Here is a 16,063-nt window from a genome sequence, read left to right on the forward strand (position 1 = left end):
CCTATTGTAAAAACGCAGTATTAATAAACTTCAGTTACGCTATTTTGCTATGAATTGTTTGGCTAAAGGCCTCTACCGTCGAGACCCAACCAAAAAACGTGGCTATGTTAAAGAGGGACGACTCTTGTATAGCACTTGAACCCGCTTGATGAGTTGCATCAGCCAGCACAACCCCAAAGTATTCCAGAAAAAATCCGTCTCGTAAGGTGGACTCCACGCATACATTGGTGGCAATACCGGTAAACACTAAGTTACGTATTCCACGGCTGCGCAACATGCTGTCTAAGTTGGTATTGTAAAAGCCGCTATACCGAGTCTTAGGAATAACAATGTCACCTTCTTGCGGTTGCAACTCATCAACTAGCTGATAATCCCATGTTCCTTTTGCCAACAAAGTGCCCATTAACTCTGGATTTTTACGCATGGTCTTTAAGGCGTTAGATTTATACCAATTAGGTGAACCAGGGCCCCCCGCTTCGCTATATTGTTGATCCCAGCCATTTTGAAAAAACACAATGTGCATGCCGGCTTTTCGAGCCATTTCTATTGCTTTAGCGGTTTGCTCAATCACAGTTCCTGTGCTTGAAATATCAAATCCTGCTTTGTCTAAATAGCCATTTTTAGAGGCATAGGCGTTTTGCATATCGACGACGATTAAAGCGCTTTCGCTCAGTTTCAAGGCTAATGGCTCTGGCTGTGCGGGAAGGATAACCTCACCCACCTCAGTTCCTGAGCAGTAACCCGCAACGGTAAATTCAGTGACGGTCGGCATTAGGCTACCTGCTCACACTTAGACGCAATGATATGCTGACGAGACTTCATCAGCGGTTGAATTTTTTGACCGTAGTCATCCATACCCTGAATAAAATCATCAAACGTCAGTAATACCCCTTCACAGCCTTCGACCGTATCGATTTCATCTAACATGGCCGCCACTGAGGCAAAGGATCCGACTAAGGTTCCCATATTTAAATTTACTGCTGAAGTAGGATCGGTCATGTCACGTACATTGGTGTCTTTACCGGATTTTTTATCTACTGCGCCTTGGGTTGTCATCCAATCAAGGGCATCTTGATCTTTACCCGCTTTATAACGCTCCCATTTAGCCATCGCCAGCTCGTCAGTTTCATCTGCGATGACCATAATTAGGACAACTGAACCAACCTTGCGGCCAATATTATCAGCTACTTGTTTTAATCTTTGGGCGGTTGGTGCAAAAGCGGTTGGCGTGTTTAATCCTTTGCCAAAACAGAAGTTATAGTTGGCATGCTGAGCGGAAAATTCCATTCCTGCGGCACTTTGTCCGGCACAAATAATGGGAATGTCTGCTTGCGGTTTAGGTAGCATGTGGCAATCATCCATTTGGAAATGCTCACCTTTAAAATCGCTACGCCCGGTAGACCAAAGCTCTTTACACACTTGAATATACTCGGCCAGATATTCGTAGCGATTAGAGAAAAACTCATCTCCAGGCCACATGCCCATTTGCGAATATTCAGGACGTTGCCAGCCGGTAATTAAGTTAACACCAAAACGACCATGGGAGATGGAGTCGATGGTTGTGGTCATTCTAGCCATAATCGCTGGAGGCATAACCAGCGTGGCAGCAGTCGCATATAGTTTTATTTTTTGCGTGACTGCCGCCAAACCAGCCATAAGGGTGAAAGACTCTAGGTTATAATCCCAAAACTCGGTTTTACCACCAAAGCCCCTCAATTTTATCATCGACAACGCGAAATCCAGTCCGTAGTGCTCGGCTTTTTGCACTATCTCTTTGTTCAAATCAAAGCTTGGTTTGTATTGTGGTGACGTACTGGAAATTAACCAGCCGTTGTTGCCAATTGGAATAAATATACCCACGTCCATAATCGTCTCACTTTTGTTTTTGTTATCGGTTTTTACGCCACAACATGGCGCTCCGTTTGTTGATGCTGACACGCAAGCAGTCCTTCGCTCTTGGCAAATAGACAGCACAATCCAAGCCAAACATTTAAAAGCCATTAAAAACAGCAGGTTACATGATTAATACACATAAAGCAGACCAATTAGTCCAATTTGGAGCGTTAACCTTGTGCAGTTTGTGCAAAAATGATGCAACCAGAATAGGAGGCTTATGAGCCAGCTGTTTAGCAAAGTCTCATGCTAAGAGAGGGAGGGGTGTTCGTTGGCAATCATTAAGCCGAATTGAGCTTTACGAAAAAAAGAATGTCACTGTATGGAGGGACGAAATAGGGCTTACTTCGCCTCAAGGGCAAAGTAAGCTAAGAAGTATACTTTTACTCTAAACCAATAAACCCGCCGGTTTGATGAGCCCATAACTTGGCGTAAATGCCGCCTTTTTGCAGCAATTCAGCATGGGTACCACTTTCGACTATGCAACCTTGATCTAAAACCAATAACCTATCCATCTGCGCGATGGTTGATAAACGATGGGCAATGGCTAATACCGTTTTGTTGCGCATGATGGTATTAAGACATTGCTGAATAGCGGCTTCCACTTCCGAATCTAGTGCTGATGTCGCTTCATCGAGGATTAAAATAGGCGCATCTTTGAGCATCACCCGAGCAATCGCGATACGCTGTCTTTGTCCGCCTGAGAGCTTAACTCCACGCTCACCAACATGAGCGTCATAACCAATGCGGCCTTCTAAATCCGACAGCGTCTGGATAAACTCATGGGATTCAGCTTGTCTGGCTGCATGTAACATATCTTCTTCGGTGGCATCCAAGCGGCCATACAGTATGTTGTCACGCACCGAACGATGTAATAACGAAGTATCTTGTGTCACCAAGCTGATATTGGCTCTAAGACTTTCCTGGCTGATTTGGCTGATATTTTGCCCATCGATCACAATCTCACCACTTTGAATATCATAAAAACGCAATAACAAATTCACTAATGTAGATTTACCCGCACCAGAACGCCCGACTAAACCGACTTTCTCACCCGGCTTAATTTTTATGTCTAAGTTTTTAAAAATGACACTGCTTGCCATATCTGGGCTGTCGTATGCAAAACACACCTGTTTAAACTCTATGGCACCACCACTAACCTCTAACTGCGGCGCATCTGCTACATCTTTCACTGCCACTGGCACTGACAAGCTGTTAATACCATCCTGTACAGTACCAATGTTTTCAAACAGGCTTGATACTTCCCACATGATCCATTGCGACATGTTGTTAAGGCGTAAACAAAGAGTTATGGCTATCGCGATATCACCTGGGGTAATCGCTTGCTGCAACCACAAATAAATCGATAAGCTGCCGATGCCAAAAATTAAAAATGCGTTGTTAAACCATACACAGCCATTTAGCACCGTGACTAAACGCATTTGTGGATAAACACGTTGCAAAAATGCGTCCATACCTTGTTTAGCGTAATCGGCTTCTCGGCTGGTATGAGCAAACAGTTTGACCGTGGTGATATTGGTGTAACTATCAACAATCCGCCCCGTCATTAAGGATCGCGCATCGGCTTGTTGTTGTGAAACTTTTTTCAGTTTTGGCACCAATAATTTGAGGATAAATATATAGATAATAAACCATACAAACAGCGGCGCACTGAGTCGCCAGTCGGCACTAATTACTAATACCATTATGCTGACAAAATACACACTCACATAGACAAAGATATCCAAAGTTTTCATCACCGTTTCACGCACGGCTAAAGACGTTTGCATCACCTTAGTCGCTACCCGTCCAGCAAATTCGTTTTGAAAAAAGCTCAGACTTTGGCCTATTACATAACGATGGGCTTGCCAGCGGATCCGCATCGGGAAATTTCCCAATAAGGCCTGATGAGTTAACAGAGACTGGAAAATCACCAAACACGGCAATATGAGTAGGATCAAGGCTCCCATCCATAACAAACTAGAAAGTTCCTGCTCAATAAAAGTCGTTCTGTCACGCTCTGCCAGCCAGTCAACTAACTGACCTAAGAAGCCAAAAATGGATACTTCAAGCATCGCGATAGTGCCCGCGAGTAGGGATACCGCAATGATGGCCGGCCACATTCCCTGCGAATAATATCGACAAAAAGCCAACAGAGTCGTGGGTGGTTGTTGAGGAGTGTAACTAGGAAAAGGGTTGGTAAGACGTTCGAAAAATGAAAACATGTAAGGGCAAAGGTACTCAATATAATTTACTGCGTACCATACCCTAATTCTTGCATTTTTGAGTCAATTTTTTTCTGCTGTGACGTTTGCCATAACGTTAACATCATCGCAACATCAGTGTCCTTAAATGCTTTTGCTGCTTGCTTTACTGCACGCATTATTACTATGCCATAAACTTAGTTGCTAAGCGCATAATCCAAAACAAACAAATGCCTACTTGTACTAAAAAGAAGGCAAAACGAATTTGTACAGCTAAATTAGATGTTGATATTAAATGGCTGAGCGACTGCCCCAAACGCGCTATCAATAAGACATACGCTAAACCATTGGTAATCACCGCAGAATCTGTAGCTAATGCCAAAAGCATCAAACCACCAATAAAGGCAAAACTTTCTACACAATTTGCTTGGGCCCGAGTCAATCGTTGACCAAAAGGAGGTGAATCCGAACCATCGGCTTTAAAACCATTGGGGGCGCGTTTGCGCCTCATCACCAAGCTACTGCGATAAACCGCCAGTGCGACTAACAAGATAACCATCCAAGCAATATAACCAAGTAGGGCAATAATCGTCTCGTTCATAGTCAACTCTCTTTAAGGTTTGTTATTGTTATTTCATTGCCCAATAGTTTAGGCTGTAAACTACTAATACTGTGTGCAATGTATTGGAGTAACAAGACATAAGTTAGCAGTTTGTTAAATGAATGAACATGGCTTTTTTTATCATCCCGTGAAATTAAAATCCGGCAATATCAGTCTCTTAAACTACACTTTTGATTGTTTAAACCGCGAAGTAAAGGACCACATCATGCAAAAAATACTACTGCTACCTTTGTTACTTTTTACAACTGTGTTGCATGCCGCTCATCACGGTAAGTTATCCAATCAAGAATTGTCTGCCCTGCTGAATGATTCAAACAGACCCATAGCCGATAAAACGAGAGACGAAACGCGTCAGCCAGTCAAGATCATGGCATTTACTGGTGTATCAAGTGGCAATCACGTGCTGGATCTGGCCGCTGGCGGTGGTTGGTATAGTGAACTGTTTTCACGAGCGGTCGGCCCACAAGGCAAAGTGTATGTGCAAAATGATGAAGTCATTTGGCGTTTTGCCGAAAAAGATATCACAGCACGCACCAAAGATAATAGATTACCCAATGTTCAACGATTGGATAATGTGGCCATCGCCAATATGGCAGTACCTGCGGGTTCAATCGATATTGCCTTTACCGCACTGAATTACCATGACTTGTTTTTTACTGAAGTGCTGCAGGATGGCAAACTCGTTAAACTGCGCGACGAGGTGGTTGACTACCGCGTAGCCCTAGCTGCAATCAAAACCGCTTTAAAAGATACCGGCGTTTTAGTGATTGTAGATCACGTAGGCAAAACAGGGTCTGGCTACGAAGCCGCTAATACTCTGCATCGCATCGATCCCGATATTGTTAAATTTCAATTGAAAGATGCTGGCTTCAAATTGATAGAAGAAGCTTTTTATCTGCGCAACGAAAGTGACGATCACACTAAATTGGTGTTTGATCCAAGCATACGTGGCAAAACAGACAGGTTTATTTATAAGTTTGTGAAGCAGTAAATACTCAAACAGTGGCTAGTAAATAGATACTAGCCGCTAGTTAAAAACAAAAAGATCGCTTTGGTAAAATTCCTTGCTTTGGCCTTTACTAGTGTCTATTTACTAGCAACTAGTTGCTGCTTTTACAAAACACTTTTATGTGCCAATTTGTGAGCTCCCACTTCCCAATTTTGGCCATCAAATTCAACGATCTTTACTGAGTTGGGCTTAGTATCTAGGCAATTAACATTGATATCGATACCGTCAGGATTGGAGCGCGGAGTATAAAAAGCTTTCATACCACAGGTTTGGCAAAAGGTATGTTTAGCCACGCCAGTGTTAAAAGTATAAGTGCTTAGATTTTCTGCTCCGCTGAGTAAAGTAAATTTACTCAGCGGTAAAATTAAATGCAAAAATCCCGACTTAGTACAAATTGAGCAGTTACAGTAATCCACATCAAGATCAGCCGGTGCCTCAATTTCAAAAGTCACGGCCTTACAATGACAACTACCCTGATAAATCATTCAACTTCCTAGGTTTGAAACTGACGGACTAACCCAGTTTACGGGCCTTAAATTTACGGCCTTTTAGCTTGCCTTCGTTAAACTGTTTTAAGCTGCGTTTTACGCTACGGGTTTTAATCGCCACATAGGTATGGGTAGTGGTAACGTTAATTTTACCCACGTCGTCATTGGGTACTTCGGCATCTTTGGTTAAGGCACCTAAGATATCACCTGGGCGCAGTTTGTCTTTTTTACCACCATCAATACAAATAGTGACAAACTCAGGTTCAACCAAACGGTTTTGATGAAAACGAATAGACTGAATGCCCAACCATTTAACCTTAGATCCTTGGTAGTCTTCGATGGCATTGGCTCTGGCCATTTCTTTTGGAGAAACTAAGGTTAAAGCCAATCCTTTAGCATCTGCCCTACCCGTACGACCAATGCGGTGAATGTGTACTTCGGGATCAGGAGTGATTTGATATGAAATTACTGCGTTGACTTCTTTCACATCCAGACCACGTGACGCCACATCAGTAGCAATTAAAACGGAAGCACTTTTGTTAGCAAAACGAGTAAGTACCTGAGTACGATCTTTTTGCTCTAGATCGCCGTGTAAGGCAAGAGCCGAGACGCCGAGACTAATCAACTCATCAGCCACCTCTTGGCAGGCAATTTTGGTATTACAAAAAATGATCGCCGATTCAGGTTGATAGTGACTCAACAATGCCGCTACCGCTTGTATACGGTGGGCTTCATCTACTTCAAAAAAGATCTGTTCAATACTGCTAGTATCATGGGCTGCATCCACGCTGACTTGTACCGGGTTAGTTTGCACCTGGGCGCTAATCTGCGCGATGGTATCCGGATAAGTAGCTGAAAATAATAAGGTTTGACGATTGGTGGGGATATGGCGAATGACTGAGGCCATTTCATCTTCAAAACCCATATCTAACATACGATCGGCTTCGTCTAGTACTAGTGTATTAACTTCGCTTAAGTCCAGACGTTGACGCGACAAGTGATCGATAATCCGTCCTGGCGTACCCACAATAATATGCGCACCGTGTTCTAGTGAGCCAATTTGTGGACCCATGGGCACACCACCACACAAAGTAAGTACTTTGATGTTATGAATGCCCCGCGCCAAACGGCGAATTTCTTCGGCAACTTGCTCGGCCAATTCACGAGTGGGACACAAAACCAAAGACTGAATACGAAAGCGTTCAACCTGTAAATTTTGCAATAAACCCAAACCAAAGGCTGCGGTTTTACCACTCCCCGTTTTAGCTTTGGCTACCACATCCTTGCCTTGCAATATGGCGGGTAAACTGCCCGCTTGAATGTCTGTCATTTGGGTAAAACCTAGCGTTTCTAGGTTATCAAGCAAGGCGGGCTTAAGGCCAAGTGAAGCAAATTCTTTATTCACAATAATCTCTTTAAAGGTTAACTAATTAATGATCGCGGCAAGGCTTAGAGCGAACTATCGCGATCTTTTAAAATTGATTGATCCAGCACAGTTAACAACTCTGCTCTGGCTTTTAATTTGGTCTGATAATGGGATTTCATATCCAATTTAGTCAGCATTTGAGCAATTGCCGCCGTGGTCGGAATAAAGGCATCTAGACTGACCACCTTATCTAAAAAGCCAGCTGTTACTGCATCAACGGGCGACATCATTTCGGCTAATATAACGGTGCGATTAAAAAACACCGGAGCCAATCTGCCTCGCGCCAATTCCACCCCAGCATGATGCATGGTCATTCCGATAGCCACTTCATTGAGCCCAATTTTAAAAGGGCCTTCAACACCTATACGATAGTCCGCAGCCAATAACAAAAAGGCACCTTTGGCTACCGCATGACCACTACAAGCCACCACCACCGGAAAAGGAAAAGACAATAAACGGCGTGCAAGTGTGGAGCCTTTTTCGACTAGCTGCATCGCTGCGGCCATGCTTTCACGCATTACATTTAAATCATAACCAGCAGATAACATGCCGGGTTGCCCCGTAATAACAACAACTGCTTTGTTTTGTTCTGCCAAATCTAAGGCTTGATTGAATTCATCAATTACCTGATGAGATATGGCATTTACCTTACCATTGTTGAGTGTCAAGGTAGCGACATTGTCTGCTATATGCAGGGTAACTAGTGTAGTCATCTTGTGTAATCCGCGATTAATAGCTAAGTGCTAAATTATATGAAAAAAAATCTCAATCTTTGGCCCACAGATTAATAACACCTTTATCTAAGTGCATTTGTAGACCATTTTGTTGTTCGTATTGGCTAATCCATTTTTGCGTTGTTTGCTTAAACGCCTGACTGTTTTTGTAGCTTGCTGCCGCCTTAGTTAACCTTGCAATAGTGATGCTATCGGTTCCTTTTGACAATGCGACATAGGCTGTAATTTGTTCATAGGTCAATATTCGTTTTACATGGTGACAGTCTCGTTGCAATTTTTTACACATGAGCTGTATACCAATAGTCGACAAAAACAGATTGGAAATTTTACCATCTAAAAGTTTTTCTGTGCCTTCAAGCCAACTATTAAGGATCACAATATTAGTGGCACCCGCTTGTTGTAAAAGCGTTAGACGATAATCACCATCAAGTACACCTATGGAGTCTGTCAAGTTAAGCTCACTCAGTTGACCTATTGGCTGTTTAGGAGCGTCTAAACTAAATACGCCTACGATGGCTGACGTCAGTGGTGTCAGCCAAATAAACTGATCTTCACGCTCGATAATCCGAGCAACCCCAACTGTCATTACGTTGGCTTTACTGGCCGCTTCTTTAAATACCCTTTCCCACGGAGCAGCCAATATTTGTTGGTCTATACCAGCTTCACCTAATATTCCATTGGTAATATCAACAATAATCCCCTCAAACTGACCGCGTTCATTTTGTTGACTAAAAGGTGGTTCAAGATTGGTTAAAACCCACAATTTGGGCTGTTCAGCGTTAACCTGACCAACACATAACAGCAGTAACATGACAAACGTTTTTATCATGTTTGCCATTAGTCTGTTGGTTCTGGGCTTAATTACTGCAACTGCCAATTGATGGTTTGCCCTGCAAAAAAGGGCACGATGGGATTACCATTTGGTAAGGTAATTGACTCAGGCACCTGCCACGCTTGTTTTACCAGAGTCACTTTCCCAGTATTACGTGGCAGGCCATAAAAATCGGCGCCATTAAAACTGGCAAAAGCTTCGAGTTTATCCAAGGCACCCAAGTCTTCAAATACTTGGGCGTAGAGCTCTAAAGCACTCCATGCACTATAACAACCCGCACAACCACAAGCTGACTCTTTGCGGTGTTTTTCATGGGGGGCAGAATCAGTACCTAAAAAGAACTTTGCGGAGCCACTAGCAACGGCCGCACGTAAAGCGTGTTGGTGAGTACTGCGTTTTAGTACTGGCAAACAGTAATTATGAGGTCTGACACCACCCACCAGCATATCATTACGGTTTAATAACAAGTGCTGAGGGGTAATTGTCGCGGCAACATTAGCCGAACTGGCATTAACAAAGTCCACGGCACCAGCGGTGGTGATGTGTTCAAACACTATTTTTAACTGAGGGAAATCACTGACCAGTTTGTGCATATACAAATCAATAAAAGCTTGTTCGCGATCAAAGATATCCACATGGCTGTCAGTCACTTCACCATGGATAAGTAACAACATGCCCTGCTCGGCCATTTCTGCAAATACCGGATACAACAACTCTATGCCTTTAACTGCGGCGTCAGAGTTGGTGGTGGCACCGGCGGGATACATTTTAGCAGCCAGAATACCCGCTTGTTTGGCTTCTTGAATATCCTTAACCGAGGTTTGGTTCGTTAGATATAAAGTCATCAAGGGCTCAAAATTAACGTAAGAACCACGGGCCTGCATAATACGACTTTTATACTCTAGGGCCATTTTTGCCGTGGTAATTGGCGGCACTAAATTGGGCATCACTATCGCACGAGCAAAACACCGTGCCGTAGCTGGAACCGTTTCTGCTAGTATGTCGCCATCTCTAAAATGTAAATGCCAATCGTCTGGCGTGGTAATTGTTATTGCTTGCATTGAGTAACCCGTCAACCTTCACACTATTACTAAACTAAGTTGGCTATTATGCCGCAAAACTCAACGCAAAATAACTGTTGTTTGTTTATTAGCTCCTATACCTCGTACTAATTGACATTAATAAAATAGATTTGAAATTAATGGCTGAAAATTCCGGTTTAATAACCCAATATATTCAAACAAAATTATTCGTTGTGATGGAAAGAAAAACCATGCCCCTAGCCATTAGCCTGCTCAATCTCATAGCGCAAAAACGACAAAATAGACGGACTAAAGTGGCTATCACAATTTTGGACAAAGTATTAGGCATTCATCACTTAGACAAACTTTATCAAACCCATGAATTACATGGCTTAAACAAAACGCAATTTGCCAGTCGATTACTGCAAGGCATGAATATCCAAGTAAGTGGCGTCGATGAGTTATGTGGCAAAATTCCTCAACAAGGCCCTGTAGTCATTGCCAGTAATCATCCCTTTGGTGGCATAGAAGGCGTTATTTTAGCTTGGGCCATTGAGCAAGTAAGGCCAGATATAAAAGTACTGGCCAATAAAGGTTTGAAAATATTTCCAGAGCTTAGCGACTATTTTATTTTTACTAATCCCTTGGTTGAAAACGATAAACAAAATGCGTCCTCTATTCGCTCTTGTCTTAAACACCTTAAAAATAATGGAGCCTTACTTATTTTCCCTGCCGGACGAGTCAGTTATTTTCACAAAGACAGTAAACGCATTGCCGATCATAAGTGGAATAGATTAGTGGCAAGCCTAACTAATCGTAGTGAGGCAAACTTTATGACGGTTTTTGTAAGTGGACAAAATAGCCGTTTATTTTACCTCTTAGGTCGACTCTATTACCGCCTTAGAATGCTTATGTTACCCAGAGAATTAAGCAACAAACGCGATGCACAAATTCAGCTATCAAGCAGCAACTCCGTTGCCAGTTCTGCGTACAAAAGTACTGACAACCTAGAAGTGCAAACTCAGCTAATGCGCGCGCAAAGTTATTTATTGGACCCCTTATGGCAAACACCATGGGCCCCCGATCCAGTCACACAATTAAAGCCACTACATCCGGCCATTGTGGGCAATATCATTTTGCAAGAAGTACACAACTTACCGACAGAACAACATTTACTGGCTCACAAAGATCTCGCGGTTTATTTTGGCTACAAACATCAAATGCCCAATACCCTGCTTGAAATCGCACGACTACGCGAATTAGTTTTTCGTCAACACAATGAAGGCAGCGGCGAGCCTGTCGATAGCGACAAATTTGATGACAGCTACACCCACCTTTTTGTATTAAAACCAGCAACGGGACAAATCATTGGCGCCTACCGCATGGGACAAACGGATCTTTTATTGGCTGAAGGCAAATTAGACGCGCTGTATTTACATCGCATGTTTGAATTTGGTCCTGAGTTTGTTAATCGTCAGCAAGCTTGTTTGGAAATGGGCCGCTCATTTTTAATTCCAGAATACCAACGTAGTTTTCAAGGTTTGTATTTATTGTGGCGTGGCATAGGTGCTTTTGTCTGTCAGTATCCCCAATATCGGGCCCTCTACGGCACAGTATCAATTAGCAAACTGTATGATCCCCGTAGTGTTGCCTTAATTGAAAAAGCCATGGTAACCCCAACCGACAGCGTTCAACCTAGGCTTGCTTTCGACTTTAAGCTGGCGCCCGAGGTGCAGGATTTTTGCGAGCAACATAGGCTGCGTCCTCACCTTAGTGCTTTATTAAAAGGCATTGAACCAGATGGTAAAGATGTCCCTATTTTGCTTAAACACTATGAAAAACTCGGTGCTACTTTTCATTGTTTGGGTATAGATCAACACTTTAACGCTACGCCAGGTTTATTGCTCAGTGTTGATTTACCTTCTGCCCCAGAAAAACTGCTTAAGCTGTATTTGGCAGAAGGTTGGCAAAAATATCGTGAAAAACACTAAGCGCTAGGCACGATATACCTCAAAATTAATCTCAGACAATCGTGTGCCACGCAGCAAACTACCCACACTGAAAGAAATTACCAATTGCCAATACAAACTATTGAAAATAATCTCAATGTGCTGCCAATTAAAGGCATCTACGCTCTTATTAAATATAAAAAAAACACTGATCAAAATACTGGTATACACAAAAGAGTTGAGATTAGCGCGGATCACCTTAACTCTGTCACTGGCGCTTTGATGGGGGTCCATCTTTTTGCCATATAACAGATTAATCGTCACAAAAACAAAAAGGCCATTGCTCAATAACAGGGCCCCCAGCAAAATCATTAATTCATTGCTTAAGCTGAAGTTTTCAAAATACAGCAAACTAACAACGCAGGTGACAAACAATACTGCGGCGCTGAACACCTTGGTAGGCGAGATAAAACTAAATAAATTACGTGGCGCGAGCTCTGCTTGACGTTTGCTCTGGGTATTGAGTTCACGCATGACTTTGAGTTGTTTAAAATTGGACAACTCAAGTAATGCATAGGGGATGGCTTGGCCCAATCCTAAAAACAATGGAATAAATGCGAGTTGTCCGGCCGTTTTTGTTTCCTGCTCTATCATAAAAATGACCATGCCCAATACAAGTGTACCTACTATTAAAATTCCCCAATTAAGCCACTTAAATAGTTGCTGCCCAGCCAATAATTTAGCTTCAGATTGAGGGTATAACTTGGGATAAGCACTCGATGGATAATCTTGTAGCAATTGTTTAATACGACCCGCAATTTTTGTCGGGTAGTAATACGAAAGCAATATAAGTTGCGCTAAAAAAACCAAATAAGCGAGATAGTTAGTTTCCATGTTTTGTTCCTTTATGTGTTGCTAATAACGAATGGCTTGATTCATTGCCTGAGTAAAAGCAATGCGAATTTCAGAATCGGTTACCCCTGATTCACGTAATTTTGTAATGGTGTCGTTGAGCAATTCAGCCGTCCAAGCAGCATAATCGAGCGAACAATTAGCTTTAGCATCTGGGTGCACAAAAGTGCCTCGGTAACCGCGCATTTGGATCACCGAATCACGTTCCAGTAGCTTGTAGGCTTTTGCCACCGTCTTGCTATTTAACTCCAAGTCACCCGCTAACTGTCTGATGGAAGGCAGAGGATCACCCGGTGCTAACTGCTCATCTGCAATCGCTCGTTTTACTTGCTCAATGAGCTGAGTAAACAAAGGGACGGGGTCATCAATATCAATTGTAATTTGCATCGTATTTAATTGAACCAGTTGAACCATGTGACGTAATGGTACAACTAACTCAAAATTAGTCAAATATTAATCAATAAAAAATGTAGCGAAAGAAATGCAAAAACTAAATTCGACCCCAACAGCAGCTTTGGATTTCAAAATAAATCAATTTAATTCAATCAGTTAATGAAGATAAAAAAGGCGTAACGGGACAATAAAAAAGAATTAACAAACACGGGGAGGAATTAAAGAATGAGCCAGTTTGTTTGGTTAAACAAACTGGCACTGGTACTGACTTATACTTTTTTAACAAACTCAGACTTGAGTTTCATGGCGCCAATGCCATCAATTTTACAATCGATATCGTGATCGCCATCCACCAAACGGATGTTTTTCACTTTGGTACCTACTTTAACTACCAGTGACGAGCCCTTGACCTTTAAGTCTTTGATCACTGTGACAGTGTCGCCGTCTTGTAAGGTATTGCCATTGGCATCTTTTATAATTTTTTCATCTTCTGCAACCGCCTCTTTCGACCACTCATGAGCACATTCTGGGCAGACATAATTTAAGCCATCTTCATAAGTATATTCAGACTGACAGGCAGGACAATTGGGTAAATCGCTCATGGAGCATCCTTAACACGGGTTATTAGCTAATTTTTTGCTAATAACTAAATTTTTGGGAGCGGAATTATCCCTACTTTTTATAAGGATTACTAGGCACTTTGACGCAAATGACTGGCCGTTGCCGGGGCTAGACCAAAATTGGGGGAGCAATGCTTACCTTGCAAGGAACTCATCACTAATAACAAGGAAAAATGATGGATGGCGTGGCTAGCTACAAACAACAGTTCTCGCCCTAAAGTGGAGGTAGTTTGACTGTTTTGACTTGTGGTTAGCGAAATTTCACACACTATAGTTAAACTTAAATTTGTCTCTAAACGGCCAACATCAATTAACCACGTTTTGATTTGTAACCACGACTGCAAAGCACTTTTAGGGCAAAGCGCTACATCGGAATCCCGATGACGGCGATTATAATCAACAATGTGTGAGCTCAAACCTTGTTGTAAAGCTATATAGTGATCAAGAATATGCCGCATGTGCGCGCCCATACTCCCAGTAAAATGGGGTTTAAGCACTTGCTGATAATGCTCAACAGATACCTTGCTTAAAAACTCAATAGCTTGCTCAACTATTTGTAACTGGCTTTCAAGCTCAATATTATTGTTAGCCATGTATTTCCTATTTTATTCTGGTTTTGCGGTGTAAAGGCACATCTCCTATTGACCTAAGACAGCGATGTTTTATTTCAAATTAACTAACAGTTTTAAAAACTAGAACTAATGTTTGACCCAAATGAGTTTATCGGTCGCAAAACCAGCAATACGTGCTTGCTGCAAAATATGCTCCTGTACCTCTGGCGACAATTTTGGTGTACGCGCTAAAATCCACAGATAATCCCGATCAGGCCCCGTTATCACAGCGTAATTGTAATTTTCTTTATCTAATAAAAAGATCACATAACTCGCATAAAAAGGCCCAAAAAACGACACTTTCAAATGACCAACATCACTGTTTTGTACAAAATACGCCTTGCCTTCGGCTTCATCCCACTCTTGTGATTGGGCATTAAAACCACGATTAAGCACTTTAACGCCCCCATCGTCACGCAGAGAATAGTCTGCACTAACCTGCTCTAGACCACGTTCAAATGAATGATCAAAGCGCGCTATTTCATACCACTTGCCCAGATAACGAGGTAATTCAAATCCATCAACTGGCTCAATACCTTCGGGAATAGAGGTACAAGCACTCAGTAAAAAGATACTTAAAAAACAGCCTAGGGTTTTATAGAGTTCAGCTAATGTCATTGAGTAAATCCTCCATAACGTTATTAAATCACCTGAGCACAGATTAAATAGGTAAGTGCCCTGTCTTGACCAAAATGATGGTTTCTTGTTCCTCCACAAAAGGTTGATGCTGGCTAAGGTGGGGATTACGCAACCAACTTAAGGCGGGATAACGTCCGTGCTCATCACAAAATTCACCTTGTAGAACCAGTATTTCTTCGCCGCCCATATGCTTATGGAGATTAAACCTTGTATGGCTAGACCATTTCACCAATGCAGTATTTTGGGTAGCAAAAGTGTGTAAAGGCATAACCTGTAAGCCATCTACCATACCTTGCAACCAAGCTTGCTGCACAGTATTAATTATTACATGTGAATTGTCTTGGGGATCAAAATAACAAAGCTTTACAAACAGGGTACAACCTTGTTTTGAAAAAGGCGCATGGGAGCTGCCTGCAGGATTACGTAAATAAGTGCCTGCAGGATAATCGCCATTTTCATCAGAAAACACGCCTTCGAGTACAAAAATTTCTTCACCATAAGGGTGTTTATGAGTAGGGAACTCAGAGCCAGCGGCATAACGTACAATAGAGGTTGCCCTACCACGCTCAGCATCTTCTCGTTCTAACTTCTTACGTGTTACGCCCTTGGCAGGAGAATCCTCCCAAGCTAATAAAGACGTTTCAATCACCACTCTTTGCTCATAGTCTTGATTTAACATAGGTAGCCTTGATTCAGCATAAGATTTTAT

General features: G+C 42.3%; 18 protein-coding genes. 2 read left to right on the top strand and 16 right to left on the bottom strand.

The window, feature by feature from the left end:
• Positions 1–34 precede the first annotated feature (34 nt).
• The 5 genes from rutB to AX660_RS22465 form a co-directional block, all read right to left on the bottom strand.
• The gene (rutB, locus tag AX660_RS22450) at positions 35–772 is read right to left on the bottom strand and encodes a pyrimidine utilization protein B (protein ID WP_068382370.1); all 738 of its coding nucleotides are present in this window, start codon (positions 770–772) and stop codon (positions 35–37) included.
• Positions 772–1,938, bottom strand: a complete 1,167-nt coding sequence (rutA, locus tag AX660_RS22455) for a pyrimidine utilization protein A (protein WP_235594817.1) — start codon at positions 1,936–1,938, stop codon at positions 772–774. Before rutA ends, rutB begins: the two co-directional genes overlap by 1 nt.
• A gap of 338 nt (positions 1,939–2,276) precedes the next feature.
• Entirely contained in the window at positions 2,277–4,118 is a 1,842-nt protein-coding gene (locus tag AX660_RS22460; protein WP_068382374.1) for an ABC transporter ATP-binding protein, read from the bottom strand.
• A gap of 26 nt (positions 4,119–4,144) precedes the next feature.
• Positions 4,145–4,276 carry a hypothetical protein gene (locus tag AX660_RS23660; RefSeq protein ID WP_268801405.1) on the bottom strand — a complete coding sequence of 44 codons (132 nt, stop codon included), beginning with the start codon at positions 4,274–4,276 and terminating at the stop codon, positions 4,145–4,147.
• Between the two features lie 5 nt (positions 4,277–4,281).
• Positions 4,282–4,698, bottom strand: coding sequence for an MAPEG family protein (locus AX660_RS22465; RefSeq protein WP_068382376.1), 417 nt, complete (start codon positions 4,696–4,698; stop codon positions 4,282–4,284).
• Positions 4,699–4,924: 226 nt separating this feature from the next.
• Between AX660_RS22465 and AX660_RS22470 the strand changes: the two genes are divergently transcribed.
• Complete coding sequence (locus AX660_RS22470; protein ID WP_068382498.1) at positions 4,925–5,710, top strand: class I SAM-dependent methyltransferase; 786 nt, start codon at positions 4,925–4,927, stop codon at positions 5,708–5,710.
• Positions 5,711–5,832: 122 nt separating this feature from the next.
• Here the strand turns inward: AX660_RS22470 and AX660_RS22475 are convergent, their stop codons facing one another.
• The 5 genes from AX660_RS22475 to pyrC are packed head-to-tail and all read right to left on the bottom strand — an operon-like array spanning position 5,833 to position 10,269.
• A complete protein-coding gene (locus tag AX660_RS22475) occupies positions 5,833–6,213 on the bottom strand; it encodes a GFA family protein (RefSeq protein ID WP_068382378.1) in 381 nt (126 codons plus the stop codon).
• A gap of 28 nt (positions 6,214–6,241) precedes the next feature.
• A complete protein-coding gene (gene dbpA, locus AX660_RS22480; protein ID WP_068382380.1) occupies positions 6,242–7,621 on the bottom strand; it encodes an ATP-dependent RNA helicase DbpA in 1,380 nt (459 codons plus the stop codon).
• 44 nt (positions 7,622–7,665) lie between these two features.
• Positions 7,666–8,355, bottom strand: a complete 690-nt coding sequence (locus AX660_RS22485) for a crotonase/enoyl-CoA hydratase family protein (protein WP_068382382.1) — start codon at positions 8,353–8,355, stop codon at positions 7,666–7,668.
• A gap of 52 nt (positions 8,356–8,407) precedes the next feature.
• On the bottom strand, positions 8,408–9,205 hold the full coding sequence (locus AX660_RS22490; protein ID WP_157884373.1) for a substrate-binding periplasmic protein: 798 nt from the start codon (positions 9,203–9,205) through the stop codon (positions 8,408–8,410).
• A gap of 32 nt (positions 9,206–9,237) precedes the next feature.
• Positions 9,238–10,269, bottom strand: coding sequence for a dihydroorotase (gene pyrC / locus AX660_RS22495; protein WP_068382386.1), 1,032 nt, complete (start codon positions 10,267–10,269; stop codon positions 9,238–9,240).
• Between the two features lie 212 nt (positions 10,270–10,481).
• On the opposite strand from pyrC, the gene AX660_RS22500 reads away from it, so the two are divergent.
• A complete protein-coding gene (locus AX660_RS22500; protein ID WP_068382499.1) occupies positions 10,482–12,221 on the top strand; it encodes a lysophospholipid acyltransferase family protein in 1,740 nt (579 codons plus the stop codon).
• A gap of 3 nt (positions 12,222–12,224) precedes the next feature.
• On the opposite strand, the gene AX660_RS22505 is transcribed toward AX660_RS22500, so the two are convergent.
• From AX660_RS22505 to AX660_RS22530, 6 genes are all read right to left on the bottom strand, one after another.
• A complete protein-coding gene (locus AX660_RS22505; protein ID WP_068382388.1) occupies positions 12,225–13,073 on the bottom strand; it encodes a hypothetical protein in 849 nt (282 codons plus the stop codon).
• A gap of 21 nt (positions 13,074–13,094) precedes the next feature.
• A complete protein-coding gene (locus AX660_RS22510) occupies positions 13,095–13,478 on the bottom strand; it encodes a GntR family transcriptional regulator (RefSeq protein ID WP_068382501.1) in 384 nt (127 codons plus the stop codon).
• Between the two features lie 275 nt (positions 13,479–13,753).
• Positions 13,754–14,086, bottom strand: a complete 333-nt coding sequence (locus tag AX660_RS22515) for a zinc ribbon domain-containing protein YjdM (protein ID WP_068382390.1) — start codon at positions 14,084–14,086, stop codon at positions 13,754–13,756.
• 89 nt (positions 14,087–14,175) lie between these two features.
• Positions 14,176–14,697: a hypothetical protein gene (locus AX660_RS22520; RefSeq protein ID WP_068382393.1), complete on the bottom strand. Its 522-nt coding sequence runs from the start codon at positions 14,695–14,697 to the stop codon at positions 14,176–14,178.
• A 105-nt stretch (positions 14,698–14,802) separates the two neighbouring features.
• Positions 14,803–15,333 (bottom strand): lipocalin family protein, encoded by a 531-nt coding sequence (locus tag AX660_RS22525; RefSeq protein WP_068382395.1) that lies wholly within the window; start codon positions 15,331–15,333, stop codon positions 14,803–14,805.
• Between the two features lie 43 nt (positions 15,334–15,376).
• Positions 15,377–16,033 (bottom strand): cupin domain-containing protein, encoded by a 657-nt coding sequence (locus AX660_RS22530; RefSeq protein WP_068382397.1) that lies wholly within the window; start codon positions 16,031–16,033, stop codon positions 15,377–15,379.
• Positions 16,034–16,063: the final 30 nt, after the last annotated feature.

The sequence above is a fragment of the Paraglaciecola hydrolytica genome, from assembly GCF_001565895.1.
Taxonomy (GTDB): domain Bacteria; phylum Pseudomonadota; class Gammaproteobacteria; order Enterobacterales; family Alteromonadaceae; genus Paraglaciecola; species Paraglaciecola hydrolytica.